The organism is Salirhabdus euzebyi, assembly GCF_014207435.1.
Classification (GTDB): domain Bacteria; phylum Bacillota; class Bacilli; order Bacillales; family Alkalibacillaceae; genus Salirhabdus; species Salirhabdus euzebyi.
Map to the genome: position 1 here is coordinate 81,161 of NZ_JACHGH010000007.1, position 18,638 is coordinate 99,798.

Genomic DNA, 18,638 nt, shown 5'->3' on the forward strand with positions numbered 1-18,638 from the left:
ATATTTTCTTCAATTACTTCAAATGCTAACAATGATTATATTTTTGGAGGTGCCTTATGTCGAAGGAAAGAGATAATCAATCATTATCGGACAAGGTATATGAACCAGCGGATTATAAAAGAAAAGATCAGTTGTCTTCAGGAATTGCTCTTACACATGAACAATCCAGTGATACGTTAGTAGAAGGTACAATTGATGGTAAAATTGAAAGAGAGAATGGTGACGAAGAAGAAATACCAAGAAAAGGTTTTAATAAATAATAATAAAACAAAGCATAAGGTATTGAGTAATTCCTATGCTTTGTTTTTCTGTGCTTGAATAAACTGTTTAGATTTGTCCAGATTTTTTTCTAACTAACTATTATGTATCGTTATTTCTAAAAATTTGGCGTTTTTCATTAAGGGCAATGAACATAATATCCCTAAGCCAACAGGTATGACAAGGGACAAATATACAAATTGTGAACCCCATGTAGAAGCGACCCATCCTAGTATGGGACCACTAATGACGACTGAACCCTGGTTACAGAGCATGCGAAAACTTGCCATTCTCCCATGGTAGTTTGAATCGGTAGCCATTTGTTGAACAGATTGTAATAAAATTCTTATCCAAGTGGTACCTAACCCTATTAGAAAGAACCCTATAAAGGCTATCAGGATATTTGTAGTTAAACTACAGAATAGAAGGCCTGCACCTACTATAAAAAAAGCTCTAAGATGTAATTTAAATTTGTTTTTAACCCACCACCAGCTCCCCAATATGCCGGCTACTGCTCCACCAGTCGAAATGGTTGCATCCAAGAAACCATAGATGGTGGCAGTTTGTTGTAAAAATTCTCTTGTATACGCAGATAAAAAACCAACACTTGTATGAAAAACTAGCTGTCCTATAAACATCATGACGAATAACAATATTAATAATTGATTTCCATGAAGGTATGTAAATCCACCCTTTAGATCTTCAAGTAGGGATGTTTTTATTTCTTTCTTTTCTTGTTGAGTATATGCAATTAAACTTATCGTTAATGTTGCGAAAAGAAAAGCTGTCAGAGGGACCAAAAATGCAATAAGTTCAGAAGTTGTAGCAATTAGTAATCCCCCTACTAAAGCTCCAGCTAATCCCCCCACAATCCCACTTGCTCCTGCTTGGGAATATATTTTAGGTAATTGTTTTCTTGGGAAAATTTCAGCAACTAATGCTTGGACAGAAGGGCGTAATAACGATCCTGTTACTTGTAAAACCATATGTACTAGAAATATCTGTATGACATTCAAAAAATGAAACAGTTGAATGGATACTAAATAGATTAAGGCAATTGATGATGCCAAATTAGCAATAATAGCTAAGGTTTTACGATTAAAACGGTCTACAACTACCCCAAACAGGAGATTCAACAGTAATCCTGGGACAAATCCAATACTAACTAGTAATCCTGTATAGAAAGGGTCTTGTGTTATGTCAAACAATACCCAAGTAATGACAACAAAATACATCGTTCTTCCAAACTCAGCCAAAAAGTAGGAGCTTAATATTGCTTTTTCTTTCATCTATATTCCTCCATGTAAAACCATATATTACTAAGATACTAGATATTAATGGTATAGCATATTAATTTTTACATTTTGTTTTCTATTACTAAATATGGAAGGTATTATTGTACGAAATGTGATTTTTTTATGACCAAATAATCAAAAAATTAGCTCCCAAAGTGTGTGTATTACTTGATTTTTGTTAACAAAAAGAGTAAAGTAAAATTGCAAAATGAATTTGAAGTACCGATAATAGCTTGATGACCTCTTTATGAAAGTAGGTAAAGTATTATTCGTTTCAATTCTTTTGTAAGACATTTTTTTATAAGGAGGTCATTTTAACATGACTGGAAAAGTAAAATGGTTTAATGCAGAAAAAGGTTTTGGATTTATCGAGCGTGAAGGTGGAGACGACGTATTCGTTCATTTCTCTGCTATCCAATCTGAAGGTTTCAAAACTCTTGAAGAAGGTCAAGACGTTGAGTTTGAAATCGTTGAAGGCGACCGTGGCCCACAAGCTGCTAACGTTGTAAAATTATAATTCAAACTAATTGAAGCGTATCCCGTTGAGGGATACGCTTTTTAAGTACATATAAAAGTAAAAGGATAAGACAGTTAGCATGAAGAATAGGTAAATAATACATTACCGTTCATTTGGAGGACAAAAAGTATGGGAAATAAATTCGACTGGCATAAGGAAACGGAAAAGCAATGGGATCAGCGTGCATCCTATTGGAATGAGAATAGTGACAATATGTGGGATAAAGGCAGTAGAAAAACAATCATTCCTTTCCTTGCTCGGTTTGTTCCTAAGGGGAGTCAAGTTGGGGATATTGGGTGTGGGGATGGATATGGTTCTTGGAAATTGCATCGGGAAGGCTATAAGGTAATTGGTGTTGATATATCAAAACAAATGATCGAGAAGGCAAAAGCAAGAACGGTCCCTGAACAATTAATGTTTGAGCAAGGTGATCTGGCTGAATTACCTTTTCAATCAGAATCCTTTGATGCAATAATGGCTATAAATTCCTTGGAGTGGGTAGAAGACCCTCTTCACGCCTTACGAGAATTATCTAGAGTATTGCGTAAACATGGGGTTTTGTGTGTGGGGATATTGGGCCCTACAGCCCATCCAAGAATAAATAGCTTTCCTAGACTGTACGGTGAAAATGCAATTTGTAATACAATGATGCCTTGGGAGTTTAAGAAGCTAGTAGAGGAAATGGGCTTTGAACTACTGGATGGGCACGGTGTTTATAAACGAGAAGTGAAAGAAAATACCATTGCATCCTATCCTGAAGAGCTAAAACAGGCATTGTCTTTTATGTGGGTTTATGCAATGAAAAAAAACTTCTAAACCCCTATTTTTTGAAACAATAGCAGTTACCCAATCGTATGTTAGCTATACACTTTAAAGGAGGAATCAGTATGGCAGAAGGTAGAGGTTGTATTAAGTGTGGTAGTTCAGATGCAGGTAAAAAAGAGGTTGCTATGACAGGTTCGGGGCTTTCTAAAATGTTTGATATTCAGAACAATAAGTTCACGGTAGTTTTCTGTAAAAATTGTGGTTACTCCGAGTTCTATAATCAAGACAGTTCGAAAGCGAGTAACGTATTTGACTTTTTCTTCGGTTAAAAATATAACATGTTAAGAAAGGGCATGAATAGAATCATGCTCTTTTTTTGTATTTAAAAAAGTTTAACGCTTGATAAAGTGTAAAAGTGTGAGTAATACGAAGATTATTGAACAAAGTCCTAGAGTTAAGCCGAGTTTTTCTAATTTAACTTTTTAACGGAATAAACTATAATAATAAACATTCAATTTTAAACGAAAAAAGGATGTAGACGATGAAATGGATTGAAAAAGAATTTGAACAATTAACCGTACATGAGCTTTATGCGATCTTAAAAGAACGTGTAGATGTTTTTGTGGTAGAACAGAATTGTGCGTATCCGGAAATAGACAATTATGATCAAGTAGCTACACATATGTTTTTAATTGATGAAGGGGAAATAAAGGCATACTGTCGACTTCTCCCAAGTGGAAGCAAATATGAAGAGGCATCTATTGGGAGAGTGTTAGTGAAGGAAAAGTATCGTGGGAAAGGTTATGCGATACAATTAATGGAACGGGCCGTTAACATCATGATGAAGGAATGGAATGAAAAAACGATCAAGCTCCAAGCACAAGCTCATTTAAGTAACTTTTATGCACAATTTGGGTTTGAAGTTAAATCTGATGAATATATGGATGATGGAATTCCTCATGTTGACATGATATCGTCTCAGGATTATTTAGGCTGACTCAAAACAGAGTCAGCCATTATTCTCTTTATTCGGTCACTTGTAGGAAAATAGAATCGTAATTTTGTGCTAATTTCATATCTAGGTCTGTTAGTCCCTTTGCGCGCCAGGATGTAAGTTTTATTGTAACAACTTTATATTCAATGTTGATAAAAGGGTGATGATCTACTTCTTCTGCAAGTTCAGCAATTTGATTTACAAATTGGATACCCGTTGGAAACTCTGTAAACCTATATCTTTTTACTAACCAACGTTCATCTTCAATGCTCCAACCAGATAGATATTCAAGTTCCTCTGCCAATGCTTCTTTAGCTAAGCGCTCCATGTTTAAACCCTCCCCCATTATTAACAACATAACAAATACTATTATATTTTTGTAGTGTGAACAAGTGAAAAGTTAAAAAGCCAGCAACGAGAAACAGGTTGCTGACTTTATTGGAAAAAATTTATTGTGGTAAAACCATTTCAATTTCGGGACCACTGCTGTTTTCTAAGCGGAAATTCGCTAGGCTATCCTTTAATTGAAGCATTGCCTCTTCTTGACTAATTCCACCAGCAACTAGTCTGTCTATTAGTGCTCCTGTAAGTAGCTGATTTTCATATTGAATAGTATAGTATTTGTCTATATATTCAACTGGGTCTAGATTTAATGCAGCTGCATAACCTTGTAATTGAGGTGAATTTGTATCCATACTATTGTGTACTTCTTTCATATAATCATTTATTTTTTCTTCTGTTATTGATATTTTATATTGAAGTAGCGCATATGTCTTTACCGAATCAATAAGGGAAATATTATCTTCTGCAATAGCAATAACTTCTTCCTTAGATAAATCTGTATTATACATTGTTTCTTCTGCAATTAATACTAACGCTATTTCGTGAAGAAGACGGTCGTCTTCAATTCCCCACTCTTTTGCTTGTTCCCAGCCAGCTTTAAATTTTGATTCATAATCACTTTTGGACAAAGCTCCTAAAGCTTCCTCCTGTTCTTCTTTCGTTTTTAATTCAACTACAATTTTATCTTCACTATTTTGATCATCTTTAGCAGGTTCTTCTGATTCCGATGAGCATGCCGTTAATAAAAGTATTAGAGCGAGTAGTAGTAGTTTTTTCATGTGTTATCCTCCCATAATTACGTGTTGTTTAATTATACAAGACATCTTAGATTATTGAAAGATAGTTGTCGTTATTTGCCATTATCCACCAAAATTAATAGAGGAATAAATAGTTTTATATCGAATCAAATAAAAAAATAGTTTGGAGGTTGCTCATGGAATCTATTGATATTAAAAAGATGTCTAACTGTACGTTTGAGGAAGTTTTAGTTGCATGGAATAAGGGTTTTGAAGGTTATCACGTAGACGTGACCTTAACAGAAGAGAAATTATTAACGAATATGGTAAGGGAGGGGAAATACCCTAATACGTCATATGTGGCATTTCAGGCTGGCGAACCTATTGGAATTCTGTTAAATGCTATTAAACCAATTAATGGGCAAACCATTGCTTGGAATGGTGGAACTGGTATTGCCAAAAATGCAAGAGGCCATGGTATAGGGCAACTGTTAGTAGAAACAGCTTTGAAGTTGTATGAGGAAAAGGGAGTAAATACGGCTTATTTAGAAGCAATAAGTAATAATGACAAAGCAATCAAGTTATATGAAAAAATGGGCTATGACGTTATTGATCGCCTGAGTTTTTTAGAGGCCAATGAACTTACTGAAGATTTTTCGTACACAAATGAATACGAAATAAAGGAATATCATAGTAGTAATATGGAAAAATTACCTTTCTATGATGGAGAGGTTCCTTGGCAATGTAGATTCGAAAATGTGGAGGGTGCCATGTCTTGTGTTGTGTTTAAAGATGGAAAGCCCGTAAGTTATTTTCTAAAGAAAACAGCAGTTAACGGAAAGGGAGAGTTAGTGGCCACTGTTTTGTACCAAATGGGGATTGATCATAATCATGCAGAGGTGAACGATATTATCTCGTTTACATTACATAATATATTTGGACCTAAGTCGTTAAACAGTAATCGTCTGGCAATTAATTTTCCTCATAAAAATAAAATGGTTTTGGAATACTTATTATCACATGGATTCGAGACCAAACTTGAACAGGTACATATGAAAAAAGTAATGATGGAAAAAGCAGGAAGTTAGTTCCTGCTTTTTTCTTATCACAATTAACTGTTTTCGATATATTCATTAATCATTTTCTCAATAAGTTGTCCGTCAGGTTGTTCTCCTTGGAATTCAAAAGTCAGCTCTTCTTTAAATTCTCCTTCTTGATAAACATGAAGTGCTCCTTTTTGAAGGGATACACTATACTCAACCTCAAATCGATATCCACCTTGTTCAATCGCACCCATCGTTTATACCTCCTATACAAACCTATACATACTTTATCCATTCTTCACCAATTCTATGTGATAAGGAGGTGTATAAAATGGATAGAAGACGAACTGACGCAAATAATCCTGATCCTCATTTTGATGGGGAGCGTGAAGGCATATATGCAGACAACATGGGTAAACAAATGGGTGTATCAATGGATGGGGATCCAAAAAAACAAACAAATCAAAACCCCGAAGATGCTATGGTGAAAAAAGATCCCGAAATGTTAAAGCTTAATGAATTGATTGAAGGTAGAGATAGCTCAAAGAAACACAATTAACTAGTTACTTTGTAGTCGCTTAGGCCCGAATAATCTAAGCGACAATTTTTTTGTTAAAGATGTCAATAATCCCACAATTAAGTGATATTATATAAGTCTAATGTATACTATATGAAAATAGTGATAGTTTAATGAGTTGGGGGAGGCGTTCAGTTTGTTCTGTACATCTTGTGGTCAGGAAGTAAAGAAAGATGCAAAGTTTTGTACCGTTTGTGGTAGCAATATAATAAAGAAACAAGAAATGGTTATTCATAAAGAAAACCGTTCTAGTAAGAATCAAAAAAGAAAATGGACGAAGAAGCAAAAAATAGGGATTACTAGTTTATTGGGGGCTCTTGTATTTATAATAGCTGCTTATTTTTTAATAGACTATTTTACAGATAAAGATAGAACAATAGATGCATTTGAAGAGGCGGTTCGTAATAAAAATTTAGGAGAAATGGTTTCTATCTTAAATTCATCCGATGAGAAGTTCGTTATAAAAGAGGAGACGGTTCAACCATTTTTGGACTGGTTATCTGAAAATCCGGATAATGCAGTGGATATAGTGTCAAGTCTACAAACTCAAGCAACAGCCCTTGATCAAAAGGGTGAAGTGACAGCTATTGGTGAAGTGCAAGAATTAATTCAGAATAACGTCATTGCTTTAAAAAAAGATGGCAAGTTTTTAGGTTTATTTGATCAATATCAATTAGAAGTGAATCCTGTATACATGGATCTTAGTTCAAGTTATGGTGGTACAACCTTTTTCTTAGGGGACCAAGAGCTTGGCACACTTCAATCTGATGGTGATACTGTAAGAAGTGGGCCATTATTACCAGGGTACTATACATTTATAGCGAAATTAACATCTGACTTTGTAGAATTAGAAAAAGAGGAAACGCTAGAAGTCACAGGAACACAAGATAATTACTTTTCTTTTTCACTAGATGCAGAGGAAGTTTATGTGACGACTGATTTAGGGGCTCTAGATGTTGAGGCAGAGCTGTTGGTTAATAATCAACCAGTAAAGTGGAATTTAAATAGTGGAAATAATGCTTTTGGCCCAGTTCTAACAGATGGCTCTATGCATATGTCTATAAAGGTTATGTTCCCTTGGGGAGAAGTTACCACAGAAGAATTGGTATTGGATAACAATCGTATTCATTTTAATATATTGGAACAGTCACAACTAAAAGAAGATGTAGTAGAACTCTCAGAAATGGGATTAACGAGGTACTTGGAAGTAAAAGCAAATCATTCCGTAAATGGATTAAACCAGGTAACTAAAGACGGAGAAGAAAGCATATTAGATATCATTCAAGCAGATAACAATAATACCTCATGGGTTCAGTCAAAGCCGATTGGATTTGAAATTTTTCCTGCATCCTACAATATAAGCTTACAAAACGGACAATGGAATCTGTATAGTTTAGTAAGATTAACGGAAGAAGTTCAGTATAGCGACTATGTTGAAGAAGTGGATACATTGTATAATATGTACTTTCTTTTCAATGAAAGTGAACAAGAATGGAAACTAGAATATATGGATTTAAGCAATAGTTTTATTTTTGATTCACCAGAAAAGTATGATTTTTCTTCAGCTAAAACGTATGAAAATGCAAATTATGAAAAGCTTAGCAACGATGAATTATCACAGTTGGTTGAAAGAGATTATAGTAACTATCTGTACAGTTTAGTTGATGCTATTAATCAAAATAACTTCAGTATTGTGGAAGATACTTTAAAGGACGGAAGCGGACTATACCTATCACAACGCGACTTAGTAGAAAATTTAAATGATAAAGGAATTACCGAAGAAGTGATTGAGTACAAAGTAAACAATATTACGCACGATGGAAATGTCATTAAAATAGAGACATATGAGAAAATAAAAATATTTTACGCAGATGGTTCTAATGAAACGCTAGAATATGATTGGATTTATACTGCAGAAATAATAGATAATGGTTTGAAATTTACGTCAATTGAATAAAAGTGTAAAAGGACTCTGAAACTGTAGAGTCCTTTTTCTATTAGATGAGAACTATTTAAAGGATATTTTAAAAGTTTGGCGAAACCTAACCATTACATTAGAAAAACTTGGCTTGTCGCCAAGTCCTTATGGCGAAAGCCTTAATTTTTCTTATACTTTAATCCTTTAACAAATTAAACTTTCTTAAAGTATAAAAAAAAGCCTGGTTATATAAAACCAGGCAAACGTCATCTTATTAAATTGGAATGGAAAAAATGTTGAAAGGAAACTACTTATCCATGCTTGTGCTTTAAGTACTGAGATGTAAGGCGTGTTATAATAATTACTGCAGTGATAATAATAAATCCTAGAGTGATAACATCTCGTTCAGGCGTTCCCATGGACTAATACCCCTTTCAAACTTCATTTTGGTAAATCTCCACTAACTATTGATAACACAAAAACCGAAACATACAAAAAATAAAAAAGTTAATTTGGAAGGGAAATACATTAATTCATTAAAGCTACCTGATTATATTAGTGACGTGGACCTGGCTCGTCTTCTTCGCCAAATAATACTATTTCTGCTACTGCAGATTCATCTTCATTAACAACTACATCGGAAAGAGAAACAACTACAGTTATAGCTAAAAGAAACATAAATAATAGACGCTTCATTTTTATCATCCTTTCTATAAGTTTATCTATTATAGTTATAACAGATTTTAAAAACATAAGATTTTGTCATTTTAGGCAATTTAGGGCAGAAAATAGTGTATTATGTTCAAATATGTAGCTCAAACGTCATTCAATATGAAGATAGTAATATTTTATTACAAATTTTTACATTTTATTAAAAAGGATGATTACTATGCTCATAAGTGGCAATATAGGGGAAAAAATAAAAGACTTAAGAGAATACTATGGTATTTCTCAGAAATCCTTATGTGATGGTATATGCTCTCAAGCCTACATTAGTAGATTGGAGAAAGGAGAAATAAACGTTTCTGCTGATATATTATTTTTACTATCTAGAAGGTTTGGAATAGATATTAATTTCTTTTTTGAAAATTATAATTCACCCCGATCCGAATATATTACATTGACTATTAACTCTATCAGGGATGCCATTAAAAAAAGAGATTACAACCATGTAGAACAAATCGTATCTCTTGAAATGAAAAATGCTTTATTTACTAATAATTTAGAAGGAAAGCAATTTTTATTATGGAATAAAGGGATTTGCTCATATCATTTGGGAAAAGGTAGAGATAAAGCATTAGAATATATAAATGAAGCATTGGCCTGTAGTATAACGACGACAAAAAACTACTCGGAGAGAGAAATTGAGATTTTATTAAGTAAGGCAATTATTTTACTCGAAACAGAGCGTTATTATGAAAGTAAAACTATCTTTGAAGAGTTACTATATGCCTTAACAAAAAATGTACATATTTCTGATGTGAAAATTAATGTTAGAAGTTATTATAATTATGTTAGGCTACTGATTAAAATAGGACAGTATAAAGAAGCAATTGAAAATGGAGAACAAGGAATATATATTGCACAAAAAAATGACCTAATATACTTACAAGGTGAAATATATTTTCAGATAGGACGTTGTTATAGTTATTTAGAGGATAATATAAATGCGTTAGAATTCTTTAAGAAAGCATCTTACTGTTTTGATTTAAATCGAGAAGAAAAACTTTATAATCTTGCATTAACCAGAATTGATGAAATACATAACAAAGCAATACCTGAATTATAAAAAGAGGGGCAGCAGATAAACTTTTATCTGTTGTCCCTCTTTTAAAAAGCATTAAGTAGCAATAATTTTTCTGTAAATAAAACTTTTTATTTGACGTTATTACCTATTTTAGTCCTAAAATAAATGATGTCAGTTTATTTTTAAAATTTATATTATGTTTAGCGATTTCCATATCTTACTGAATGAACAAAAAATTAATTAAAAAGTAAGCTAATAATAAAGAACTATAGACAGAAAGGGGCCTGCATATGAAAGTTCTTTTTATAAATGGTACAATTATCGGCGATAAAACAAAAACCCTTTTAAAAGAAACAGAACAATTTTTACGAAACTATAATGACAATTTAAACACACAACAAGTGTTTTTAGAGGATTATGATTTACAGTTTTGTGATGGTCGTCCTGTAGAAGAGTACAATATAGATACACAAAAGATAATTAAGGAACTGACAGAGGCAGATGGATATGTAATCGCAACACCTGTTTTTCAAGGGTCAATTCCAGGAACTTTAAAAAACATGTTTGACCTTATATCTCCAGCAGCTATGAGGTATAAACCCGTATCTATTGTAGCTAATGGTGGAACTTTTCAGCATCACTTAGTGGTTGAAAATCAGCTAAAGCCTATATTAGATTACTTCCGTTGTTTAGTTACGCCAAATTTTGTTTATACACACTCTAGTCACTTTTCTACCCAGAATGAATTAATTGATGAAGATGTTAAGGGCAGGTTAAATGAGCTCTCCAAAGTATTTAATGAGTATTTACATTTGAGCCAAAATTTAAGAAGATAGTAATAAAACGAGTACCTTTATAAAGGTACTCGTTTTATTTTGAACATAATTGGGAAAAGTATAAAAAATGGTATAAAGAAGTATATATTTAAGGAATGCGGAGAAAAAGATTCCTTTCTGTCATTTTATGTTATAATTATCAGGTTCATATTGAACGCGAACTTATATTTAGAGGAGAGTTGTCATGCAACAGAGACAAGATTTGCGAAACATTGCTATTATCGCCCACGTTGACCATGGAAAAACTACATTAGTTGACCAACTGTTAAAATATTCAGGTACTTTCCGTGAAAACGAGCAAGTAGATGAGCGTGCAATGGATTCGAATGATTTAGAGAAAGAACGCGGTATTACAATCTTAGCTAAAAATACAGCGATTAACTATAAAGATACACGCATAAATATTTTGGATACACCAGGCCACGCAGACTTTGGTGGAGAAGTAGAACGTATCATGAAGATGGTTGATGGTGTTTTACTAGTTGTGGATGCTTATGAAGGGGTTATGCCACAAACACGATTTGTACTTAAAAAAGCGTTGGAACAAAAACTAAACCCAGTAGTTGTTCTGAATAAAATTGACCGCCCTAGTGCGAGACCGGCTTATGTTATAGACGAAGTATTAGATCTATTTATAGAGCTTGGAGCAGATGATGAACAGCTTGAATTCCCAGTTGTATTTGCTTCAGCCCTACAAGGCACTTCTGGTTATGAAGCGGATGAACAGCAAGAGTCTATGGATCCGATTTTTACAACGATCCTTGAGCATGTCCCAGCTCCTGTAGATAATTCAGAAGAACCATTACAATTCCAAGTAACGTTGCTTGACTACAATGAGTATGTAGGAAGAATTGGAGTTGGACGAGTATTTAGAGGGAAAATTAGAGCAGGACAGCAAGTTGCCATTGTAAAGAAAGATGGCAAGACGAAGACATTTAGAATTTCTAAGTTGTTTGGTTTTATTGGTTTAAAAAGAATCGAAATTGAAGAAGCAAAAGCAGGAGATATTGTTGCTGTAGCTGGTTTAGAGGATATTAACGTAGGGGAAACTGTATGTCCAACAGATAATGTTGAAGCTTTGCCTATGTTACGAATTGATGAGCCTACTCTTCAAATGACATTTTTAGTTAATAATAGTCCGTTTGCTGGTAAAGAGGGTAAATTCGTTACTTCAAGAAAAATTGAAGAGCGTTTATTAACTCAACTCGAAACAGATGTAAGTTTAAGGGTTGACCCTACAGCATCACCTGACGCATGGACTGTTTCAGGACGTGGAGAATTACACTTATCGATATTAGTTGAAAACATGCGTCGTGAAGGCTATGAGCTTCAGTTATCTAAGCCACAAGTTATTATAAAGGAAATAGATGGTGTCAAGTGTGAACCTTACGAGCGAGTTCAAGCCGATGTTCCTGAAGAGTATACGGGAGCTGTAATTGAATCAATGGGTACAAGAAAAGGCGAAATGCTAGACATGGTGAATCAAGGAAATGGTCAAGTTCGTCTAGAGTTCAAAATACCTTCAAGAGGCTTGATTGGGTATACGACTGAATTCATGACGCAAACGAGAGGTTTCGGAATTTTGAACCATAGTTTTGATGCATATGAGCCAGTAACAGCAGGTAATGTTGGAGGCCGTCGCCAAGGTGTGCTTGTTTCCTTAGAAAATGGTAAAGCTACAACCTATAGCATCATGTCTTTAGAGGACAGAGGGGTTATTTTTGTAGAGCCTGGTACTGAGGTTTACGCTGGTATGATCGTAGGGGAACATAATCGTGAAAATGATTTAACGGTTAACATTACAAGAGAAAAGCATTTAACAAACGTACGTTCAGCGAATAAAGACCAAACTTCTACAATTAAAAGTGTTAGAAAAATGTCTTTAGAAGAAGCGATTGAATATTTGGATGACGACGAATATTGTGAAGTAACGCCTGAATCTATTCGTTTACGTAAGAAGTTATTGAACAAGAGCGAGAGAGAAAAAGCTGCTAAAAAGAAATAAAGCAAAAGCCTTGCCTATAGAGGGAATCTCTGTAGACAAGGCTTTTTTGTTTTATTCACCAATAAAATTCGGTGTTCTTTTTTCCATAAAGGCTTTCATACCTTCCTGGTGATCTTTTGTTTTCCGCATTTTTTGTTGCCCGTTAGTTTCCATTTCCAATACTTTTTCAAGCTCAGGTCTATGGAGCTCTGTGTAAATAAGTTTTGTTTCAACCATTGCTTTTAATGGATGTTTACTTAACAGATTTATCTTTTCCTTTAGTTCATCTTGGAAGTTACCTGATAAAACATCATCAATTAAACCAAGTTTGTAAGCTTCTGTGGCAGTTAGTTTTTGTCCTTGCCAAATTAATTTTTTAGCTTTTTCAACACCTAGTCGATTTTTCATAAAGAAATGGCCTCCTCCATCAGGAATAAGTCCAATTCCAATAAAATTCATTGCCAATTTTGCATTTTCGTCTGCAAGGACATAATCTGATGCTAGGGCAAAACTCAGTCCTAATCCTGCAGCAGCACCATTTACTGCACTAACCGTTACTAAAGGCATTGTGTATAGGGTAATAATAATTTCCTTTATTGTATTCATGACAGAGTGAAATCCTGATTCATCTGCTTGCTGTAGCATAGTCTTTATATCTCCGCCTGCAGAAAAAGCTTTTCCTTCCCCTGTAATAACTAGAAGTTTGGCATCACTTTCTTTTACTTCTTTCAATTTAGTGAGTAAGGTGTTTAATAATTCGATGTCCATTGCATTCATGCTACTAGGTCTATTTAAAGTAAGGGTTGCAATATTTTCCTCTATAGATAGTAAAACGGTATTTGACATTTTTTCACCTCATATGGAATTAGTATATTCTTTCAATAACTGCTGCTGTAGCTTGACCATGGCCGATACATATTGTTAACAAACCATATTTTCCATCCTGTCTTTCTAACTCATGGACTAATGTAGTCATGAGCTTTGTTCCTGTAGCACCAAGTGGATGGCCGAGTGCAATTGCACCACCATTTATGTTTACTTTCGACAAATCTACTTTAAGTTCCTTGTGCCAAGCGAGAACAACTGGTGCAAAAGCTTCATTAATTTCGAAAACATCAATATCCTCTATTGTTAATCCTGTTCTTGCTAGCACTTTTTTTGTAGCAGGAATTACTCCGTCTAGCATGAAAGTTGGATCAGATCCTACAGCTACTCTGCCAATAATTCGTGCTTTTGGTTTTAACCCTAATTCTGCTGCCTTGGTAGCTTCCATAAGTAGTATTGCAGCAGCCCCGTCACTCATCTGACTAGCATTGCCAGCTGTTATTATCCCGTCGCTCTTAAAAACGGTTTTTAAAGAGGATAAGGCTTCAATAGAAGTTGTTTCTCTTGGACCTTCATCAATAGAAACCGTAATGGTGTTCCCTTCCTTATCAAGCCCTTCTATATCCATTATTTCTTTTCTAAATTTACCGGTTTTCGTAGCATGAATAGCTCTTCTATGGCTTTCTAAAGCGTATTGATCTACGTCATCCCTAGTTAAATGATATTTTTCTGCAATACGTTCAGCCGAAACGCCTTGATGAATAAATTCATATTTTTCTTTTAAGGATGCGGGTATTGTTTCCTCGTCACTTCCATCACTTAAAATGGGAACATGACTCATTGACTCCACTCCACCAGCAATGACAATGTCCATATCACCAGCTAATATAGCTTGTGAAGCAAAGTGGATAGCTTGTTGACCAGATCCACACATTCTGTTTATTTGAACAGAAGGAACTTCAACTGGAAATCCAGCTTCTAAAAGTGCTAGTCTGCCAATGTTATAACCTTGTTTTGCAATTGGCGTTGCACAACCCATGATAATGTCTTCTACTAAAGCCCTATCTATTCCAGCCCGTCTTACTACTTCACTGAGGTTCTCGGCAGCAAAATGTACTGGATGTTTTTCGCGAAAAAACCCGCCCTTTTTACCAACTGGTGTTCGAACAGCTTCTACGATGACAACTTCCCGTTCCATCTTCATTCCCCCTTATAGTGATAAAATCCTTTTCCTGCTTTTCGCCCTAAATGCCCAGCTTCAACAAGTTTATGTAAGATTTGAGGTGCTCGGAAACGATCACCATATGCTTGTGCTAATCCTTCGCTTGCAAAAAGCATCGTATCCAAACCAACTAGGTCTGCTAATTCTAGGGGACCCATTGGATAATTTAAACCATATTTAACTCCTGTATCGATATCCTGAGCACTTGCTACCCCTTCCTCTAGCATTCTCATGCATTCTAGCATATGGGCTGCGAGCGCTCTTGTAGTTACAAAACCTTGCGAGTCTTTTACGGCTATGGTTATTTTTCCAAGCTCTTTAGATAACTTCTCTATAGCCTTAATGGTTTCCTCTGATGTATTTACCCCTTTTACGATTTCAATCAATTTCATAATAGGCGCTGGATTGAACCAGTGCATTCCAATAACCTTATCGGGTCTGTTGGTAGCAGATGCAATAGCCGTGACACTCAACTCTGATGTGTTTGTAGCCAGGAGTGTATGCGGTGCAGTTAAAAAATCCAGTTGTCTAAAAATATCCTTTTTGAGCTCCATATTTTCCGGAACAGCCTCTATTACTAAATTACTATCTTTCACTGCCGTCTTTAACTCTAGTGAAGTAGATATGTTCCGAAGAGCGAATGCAGCCTGCTCAGTCTCTAATTTTCCAATTTTAACGGAGCTCTCTAAATTCTGTTTAATAGATTGGATTGCTCGTTCTATTGCTTGCTCATGTATGTCATATAAAGTAACTTTCTTGTTTATCATTGCAAAGTTCTGGGCTATACCGTGACCCATTGTTCCTGCTCCCAAAACTGTGATTTGATTTATTTCCACTTTCTATCCTCCTTTATATGTTGAGGTTTTTGGCAATTATTTGTTTCATAATTTCATTTGACCCTGCATAAATGGATGTAACAGGTATATCACGATATCTCCTAGCAATTTCATATTCCTCCATATAACCGTACCCACCATGAAGTTGGATTGCTTCAGCAGCTGTTCTTTTTGCCATTTCCGTTATCCACCATTTTGCCATCGATACTTGCGTGACAATATTTTCTTGATTCATATGATCTACAATTAACTTATCTAAAAAGGTTCTACCGATTTCTATTTCTGTCGCTAATTCGGCTAATCTAAATTGAACAGTCTGAAAATCGCTAATAGATTGACCAAAGGCCTTTCTTCCTTTTACATATTCTTTTGTTAAATCAAACATAACTTCAGCAGCTGTTTGAGCAGATATTGCTACCATTAATCGTTCTTGTTGTAGATTTTCCATTAAATAATAGAACCCTTTCCCCTCAATCCCTAATAGATTTTCTGTTGGGACTATAGCATCCTCAAATATTAGTTCAGCAGTATCTTGACTATGCATACCAATTTTCTCTAGCTTGTTACCTCGGGAAAATCCTTCCGTATTCCTTTCAATTAGAAGAAGACTAATTCCCCTATATGGAGGATTTGCTTTGGGGTCAGTTTTAACTGCGACTACTATCAAATCAGCTTGCATTCCGTTGGTGATGAATGTTTTTTCGCCATTAACAATATAGTGGTCACCTTTTTTTATCGCAGTCGTTTTTATTCCAGATAAATCTGAACCAGCACCAGGTTCAGTCATGGCAATAGCACTAATTGTCTTACCCGAAATACATGAGGGTAACCATTTTTGTTTTTGAGCTTCCGTCCCAAGCTTTTCAATATAGGGAACTACAATATCATTATGTAGACCAATACCAACGGTTCCTGACCCTAAACGTTCTAATTCTTCTCCTATAATGACTGAGTAGCCAAAATCAGCTTCTAGTCCACCATACTTTTCGGAAATCCACGGACAAAGAAAGCCGTTTTCCCCCATTCTAAGCCAAAATGACCGGGGAATTAATTTATCCTTTTCCCATTGTTCAAAGTGGGGATAAGCTTCCTTTTTTAAAAACTTGCGAAAAGCATCACGGAAAATGTGATGCTCCTCTGTTAAATATGGGGCTGCCATATAAAATGCCTCCTTTATGCTTCTGCTTTTTTTACTTGTTGGCGTTGCTCTCTTAATAAGAATTTTTGAATTTTCCCACTTGCATTACGAGGAAGTTCTTCAACGAATATATAGCGTCTTGGTCTTTTATAATCAGCTAGTTTATTACTGTTTTTACAAAACACTTCTAGTTGTTCTTCATCAAGTTGATTATCCTTTTTAACGACATAGGCTGTTACTTTTTCTCCCCATTTTTCGTCTGGCTCTCCTAATACAGCCACATCAAAAACTCCATCATGCTCGTGTAATAGATCTTCTACTTCTCTTGGGTATACGTTTTCTCCGCCACTTATAATCATGTCATCAACACGATCACAAACGTATAAGTAACCATCCTCATCCAAATATCCTAAATCACCGGAATGATACCATCCCTTGTAGAGTGCTTCATCTGTAGCTTCTGGTCTATTAAAATAACCACTCATCATAGAAGGACCTTTTACAATAATTTCTCCAATTTGTCCAGCTGAAAGAATCTCATCTGGTTCAGATGGACCTTCTTCGTTAGGCTTTACGATTCTTATTTCATGATTGAAGCAAGGCCGTCCGGCTGAACCCGATTTGGTTAGCTGATCATGTTCACTTAAAAAGGTAATCGCAGGCCCCATTTCTGTCATTCCGTATGCTTGAATGAGATCAATGCCAAGGTGTTCTTTACAAGCTTTTACTAGAACAGGTGGCATAGGCGCAGCTCCATAAAGGCCGGAACGTAAGGAAGAAAGATTATAAGCACTGAGATTTTCTTGAAGCATCATATTCCACATTGTCGGAGCCCCGAACATAACGGATATTTTTTCATCCTGAATTATTTGGAGAACTTCTTTTGGTTCAAAATGATGCGTTATAACAGTAGTAGCACCAGCCTGAACTCTTGGAAGAAAACAGCAATGTAACTCGGCGCAATGGAACATGGGAGCTGACGCTAAGCCGCGATCCTGATCCGTTAAACGAAGACTGCTACACACGTTAAACTTTGCTCCACCATATCCCTGTGTCTGTGCATAACACCCTTTGGTCTACCGGTAGTCCCGCTTGTATACATAATGGCGTATGTGTCATTTTCAGAAATATCAACGAAAGGTCTTTCTATAGAGGCATTCTTAACACGTTCATAATAGTTTACTGCATAGCTAGGTGTATCATTATCTACATACCAGAAGGAAATATGTCCGAAGTTTTTATGGATAGCATTCACATGAGGTTCAAGAGCTTTTTCGAAAAGTACAACTTTTGGGGCGGAATCTTTGAAAATATATTCAATATCTTGGGATTTTAACCTGAAATTAATCGGATTTAGAATGGCACCTATTTTTCCACAAGCAAAAAAGACATTGGCCAACTCAATCGTGTTAAATAAATAAGTTGATACGACATCTCCTTTATCCACTCCAGAAGCTCTTAGAGCATTGGCAAGTTTATTTACTTCCTTGTCCCATTCCTCATAAGTCCAACGAATCCCCTTTGTCACATCAACGATTGCTTCTTTCTTTGCATAGCTTTGAACAGTAAGCTCAAATAATTTACCAGTTGTAGCGTACATGATA

At 35.2% G+C, this 18,638-nt stretch carries 20 protein-coding genes and 1 pseudogene; 11 read left to right on the forward strand and 10 right to left on the reverse strand.

Annotated features, from left to right (window positions below; genetic code table 11):
• Nucleotides 1-56: 56 nt before the first annotated feature.
• Nucleotides 57-260: a YozQ family protein gene (locus tag HNQ94_RS12560; protein WP_174496805.1), complete on the forward strand. Its 204-nt coding sequence runs from the start codon at nucleotides 57-59 to the stop codon at nucleotides 258-260.
• Between the two features lie 93 nt (nucleotides 261-353).
• Here the strand turns inward: HNQ94_RS12560 and HNQ94_RS12565 are convergent, their stop codons facing one another.
• Nucleotides 354-1,547, reverse strand: coding sequence for an MFS transporter (locus HNQ94_RS12565; protein ID WP_174496804.1), 1,194 nt, complete (start codon nucleotides 1,545-1,547; stop codon nucleotides 354-356).
• Between the two features lie 325 nt (nucleotides 1,548-1,872).
• Between HNQ94_RS12565 and cspD the strand changes: the two genes are divergently transcribed.
• From cspD to HNQ94_RS12585, 4 genes are all read left to right on the forward strand, one after another.
• A complete protein-coding gene (gene cspD, locus HNQ94_RS12570) occupies nucleotides 1,873-2,070 on the forward strand; it encodes a cold-shock protein CspD (RefSeq protein WP_102029285.1) in 198 nt (65 codons plus the stop codon).
• A gap of 129 nt (nucleotides 2,071-2,199) precedes the next feature.
• Nucleotides 2,200-2,886: a class I SAM-dependent methyltransferase gene (locus HNQ94_RS12575; RefSeq protein WP_174496803.1), complete on the forward strand. Its 687-nt coding sequence runs from the start codon at nucleotides 2,200-2,202 to the stop codon at nucleotides 2,884-2,886.
• Nucleotides 2,887-2,957: 71 nt separating this feature from the next.
• Nucleotides 2,958-3,164 (forward strand): zinc ribbon domain-containing protein, encoded by a 207-nt coding sequence (locus tag HNQ94_RS12580; protein ID WP_174496802.1) that lies wholly within the window; start codon nucleotides 2,958-2,960, stop codon nucleotides 3,162-3,164.
• A 212-nt stretch (nucleotides 3,165-3,376) separates the two neighbouring features.
• The gene (locus tag HNQ94_RS12585) at nucleotides 3,377-3,832 is read left to right on the forward strand and encodes a GNAT family N-acetyltransferase (protein WP_174496801.1); all 456 of its coding nucleotides are present in this window, start codon (nucleotides 3,377-3,379) and stop codon (nucleotides 3,830-3,832) included.
• 28 nt (nucleotides 3,833-3,860) lie between these two features.
• Here HNQ94_RS12585 and HNQ94_RS12590 read toward each other — a convergent pair whose 3' ends face one another.
• Entirely contained in the window at nucleotides 3,861-4,157 is a 297-nt protein-coding gene (locus tag HNQ94_RS12590) for a 4a-hydroxytetrahydrobiopterin dehydratase (RefSeq protein ID WP_174496800.1), read from the reverse strand.
• A 121-nt stretch (nucleotides 4,158-4,278) separates the two neighbouring features.
• Nucleotides 4,279-4,950, reverse strand: coding sequence for a hypothetical protein (locus tag HNQ94_RS12595; protein WP_174496799.1), 672 nt, complete (start codon nucleotides 4,948-4,950; stop codon nucleotides 4,279-4,281).
• A 155-nt stretch (nucleotides 4,951-5,105) separates the two neighbouring features.
• On the opposite strand from HNQ94_RS12595, the gene HNQ94_RS12600 reads away from it, so the two are divergent.
• Nucleotides 5,106-5,996 (forward strand): GNAT family N-acetyltransferase, encoded by an 891-nt coding sequence (locus HNQ94_RS12600; protein ID WP_174496798.1) that lies wholly within the window; start codon nucleotides 5,106-5,108, stop codon nucleotides 5,994-5,996.
• Between the two features lie 23 nt (nucleotides 5,997-6,019).
• On the opposite strand, the gene HNQ94_RS12605 is transcribed toward HNQ94_RS12600, so the two are convergent.
• Nucleotides 6,020-6,205, reverse strand: coding sequence for a DUF5370 family protein (locus HNQ94_RS12605; RefSeq protein WP_174496797.1), 186 nt, complete (start codon nucleotides 6,203-6,205; stop codon nucleotides 6,020-6,022).
• Between the two features lie 77 nt (nucleotides 6,206-6,282).
• Here HNQ94_RS12605 and HNQ94_RS12610 point away from each other — a divergent pair, with 77 nt between their 5' ends.
• Nucleotides 6,283-6,510 (forward strand): hypothetical protein, encoded by a 228-nt coding sequence (locus HNQ94_RS12610; protein ID WP_174496796.1) that lies wholly within the window; start codon nucleotides 6,283-6,285, stop codon nucleotides 6,508-6,510.
• A gap of 154 nt (nucleotides 6,511-6,664) precedes the next feature.
• Nucleotides 6,665-8,485, forward strand: a complete 1,821-nt coding sequence (locus tag HNQ94_RS12615) for a zinc ribbon domain-containing protein YvbJ (RefSeq protein ID WP_174496795.1) — start codon at nucleotides 6,665-6,667, stop codon at nucleotides 8,483-8,485.
• 516 nt (nucleotides 8,486-9,001) lie between these two features.
• Here the strand turns inward: HNQ94_RS12615 and HNQ94_RS12620 are convergent.
• Complete coding sequence (locus tag HNQ94_RS12620) at nucleotides 9,002-9,142, reverse strand: hypothetical protein (RefSeq protein ID WP_174496794.1); 141 nt, start codon at nucleotides 9,140-9,142, stop codon at nucleotides 9,002-9,004.
• A gap of 193 nt (nucleotides 9,143-9,335) precedes the next feature.
• Between HNQ94_RS12620 and HNQ94_RS12625 the strand changes: the two genes are divergently transcribed.
• The 3 genes from HNQ94_RS12625 to typA all read left to right on the forward strand — a co-directional run bounded on the left by HNQ94_RS12625 (nucleotide 9,336) and on the right by typA (nucleotide 13,034).
• Nucleotides 9,336-10,235 carry a helix-turn-helix domain-containing protein gene (locus HNQ94_RS12625; RefSeq protein ID WP_174496793.1) on the forward strand — a complete coding sequence of 300 codons (900 nt, stop codon included), beginning with the start codon at nucleotides 9,336-9,338 and terminating at the stop codon, nucleotides 10,233-10,235.
• 248 nt (nucleotides 10,236-10,483) lie between these two features.
• The gene (locus HNQ94_RS12630; RefSeq protein WP_174496792.1) at nucleotides 10,484-11,029 is read left to right on the forward strand and encodes an NADPH-dependent FMN reductase; all 546 of its coding nucleotides are present in this window, start codon (nucleotides 10,484-10,486) and stop codon (nucleotides 11,027-11,029) included.
• A 184-nt stretch (nucleotides 11,030-11,213) separates the two neighbouring features.
• Entirely contained in the window at nucleotides 11,214-13,034 is a 1,821-nt protein-coding gene (gene typA / locus HNQ94_RS12635; RefSeq protein WP_174496791.1) for a translational GTPase TypA, read from the forward strand.
• Nucleotides 13,035-13,085: 51 nt separating this feature from the next.
• Here the strand turns inward: typA and HNQ94_RS12640 are convergent, their stop codons facing one another.
• The 5 genes and pseudogenes from HNQ94_RS12640 to HNQ94_RS12660 form a co-directional block, all read right to left on the reverse strand.
• Nucleotides 13,086-13,859, reverse strand: coding sequence for an enoyl-CoA hydratase (locus tag HNQ94_RS12640; protein WP_174496790.1), 774 nt, complete (start codon nucleotides 13,857-13,859; stop codon nucleotides 13,086-13,088).
• Nucleotides 13,860-13,878: 19 nt separating this feature from the next.
• Nucleotides 13,879-15,036, reverse strand: coding sequence for a thiolase family protein (locus tag HNQ94_RS12645; RefSeq protein WP_174496789.1), 1,158 nt, complete (start codon nucleotides 15,034-15,036; stop codon nucleotides 13,879-13,881).
• A gap of 2 nt (nucleotides 15,037-15,038) precedes the next feature.
• Complete coding sequence (locus HNQ94_RS12650; protein ID WP_174496898.1) at nucleotides 15,039-15,890, reverse strand: 3-hydroxyacyl-CoA dehydrogenase family protein; 852 nt, start codon at nucleotides 15,888-15,890, stop codon at nucleotides 15,039-15,041.
• A 19-nt stretch (nucleotides 15,891-15,909) separates the two neighbouring features.
• The gene (locus HNQ94_RS12655) at nucleotides 15,910-17,055 is read right to left on the reverse strand and encodes an acyl-CoA dehydrogenase family protein (protein ID WP_174496788.1); all 1,146 of its coding nucleotides are present in this window, start codon (nucleotides 17,053-17,055) and stop codon (nucleotides 15,910-15,912) included.
• Nucleotides 17,056-17,069: 14 nt separating this feature from the next.
• Nucleotides 17,070-18,634, reverse strand: a pseudogene (locus tag HNQ94_RS12660) (fatty acid--CoA ligase).
• Nucleotides 18,635-18,638: the final 4 nt, after the last annotated feature.

Coding starts and splice junctions, on each gene's coding strand:
- typA (WP_174496791.1), top strand. CDS start 11,214: ATGCAACAGAGACAAGATTTGCGAAACATTGCTATTATCGCCCACGTT.
- HNQ94_RS12620 (WP_174496794.1), bottom strand. CDS start 9,142: ATGAAGCGTCTATTATTTATGTTTCTTTTAGCTATAACTGTAGTTGTT.
- HNQ94_RS12630 (WP_174496792.1), top strand. CDS start 10,484: ATGAAAGTTCTTTTTATAAATGGTACAATTATCGGCGATAAAACAAAA.
- HNQ94_RS12605 (WP_174496797.1), bottom strand. CDS start 6,205: ATGGGTGCGATTGAACAAGGTGGATATCGATTTGAGGTTGAGTATAGT.
- HNQ94_RS12610 (WP_174496796.1), top strand. CDS start 6,283: ATGGATAGAAGACGAACTGACGCAAATAATCCTGATCCTCATTTTGAT.
- HNQ94_RS12640 (WP_174496790.1), bottom strand. CDS start 13,859: ATGTCAAATACCGTTTTACTATCTATAGAGGAAAATATTGCAACCCTT.
- HNQ94_RS12560 (WP_174496805.1), top strand. CDS start 57: ATGTCGAAGGAAAGAGATAATCAATCATTATCGGACAAGGTATATGAA.
- HNQ94_RS12590 (WP_174496800.1), bottom strand. CDS start 4,157: ATGGAGCGCTTAGCTAAAGAAGCATTGGCAGAGGAACTTGAATATCTA.
- HNQ94_RS12655 (WP_174496788.1), bottom strand. CDS start 17,055: ATGGCAGCCCCATATTTAACAGAGGAGCATCACATTTTCCGTGATGCT.
- HNQ94_RS12580 (WP_174496802.1), top strand. CDS start 2,958: ATGGCAGAAGGTAGAGGTTGTATTAAGTGTGGTAGTTCAGATGCAGGT.
- HNQ94_RS12625 (WP_174496793.1), top strand. CDS start 9,336: ATGCTCATAAGTGGCAATATAGGGGAAAAAATAAAAGACTTAAGAGAA.
- HNQ94_RS12600 (WP_174496798.1), top strand. CDS start 5,106: ATGGAATCTATTGATATTAAAAAGATGTCTAACTGTACGTTTGAGGAA.
- HNQ94_RS12645 (WP_174496789.1), bottom strand. CDS start 15,036: ATGGAACGGGAAGTTGTCATCGTAGAAGCTGTTCGAACACCAGTTGGT.
- HNQ94_RS12575 (WP_174496803.1), top strand. CDS start 2,200: ATGGGAAATAAATTCGACTGGCATAAGGAAACGGAAAAGCAATGGGAT.
- cspD (WP_102029285.1), top strand. CDS start 1,873: ATGACTGGAAAAGTAAAATGGTTTAATGCAGAAAAAGGTTTTGGATTT.
- HNQ94_RS12565 (WP_174496804.1), bottom strand. CDS start 1,547: ATGAAAGAAAAAGCAATATTAAGCTCCTACTTTTTGGCTGAGTTTGGA.
- HNQ94_RS12595 (WP_174496799.1), bottom strand. CDS start 4,950: ATGAAAAAACTACTACTACTCGCTCTAATACTTTTATTAACGGCATGC.
- HNQ94_RS12585 (WP_174496801.1), top strand. CDS start 3,377: ATGAAATGGATTGAAAAAGAATTTGAACAATTAACCGTACATGAGCTT.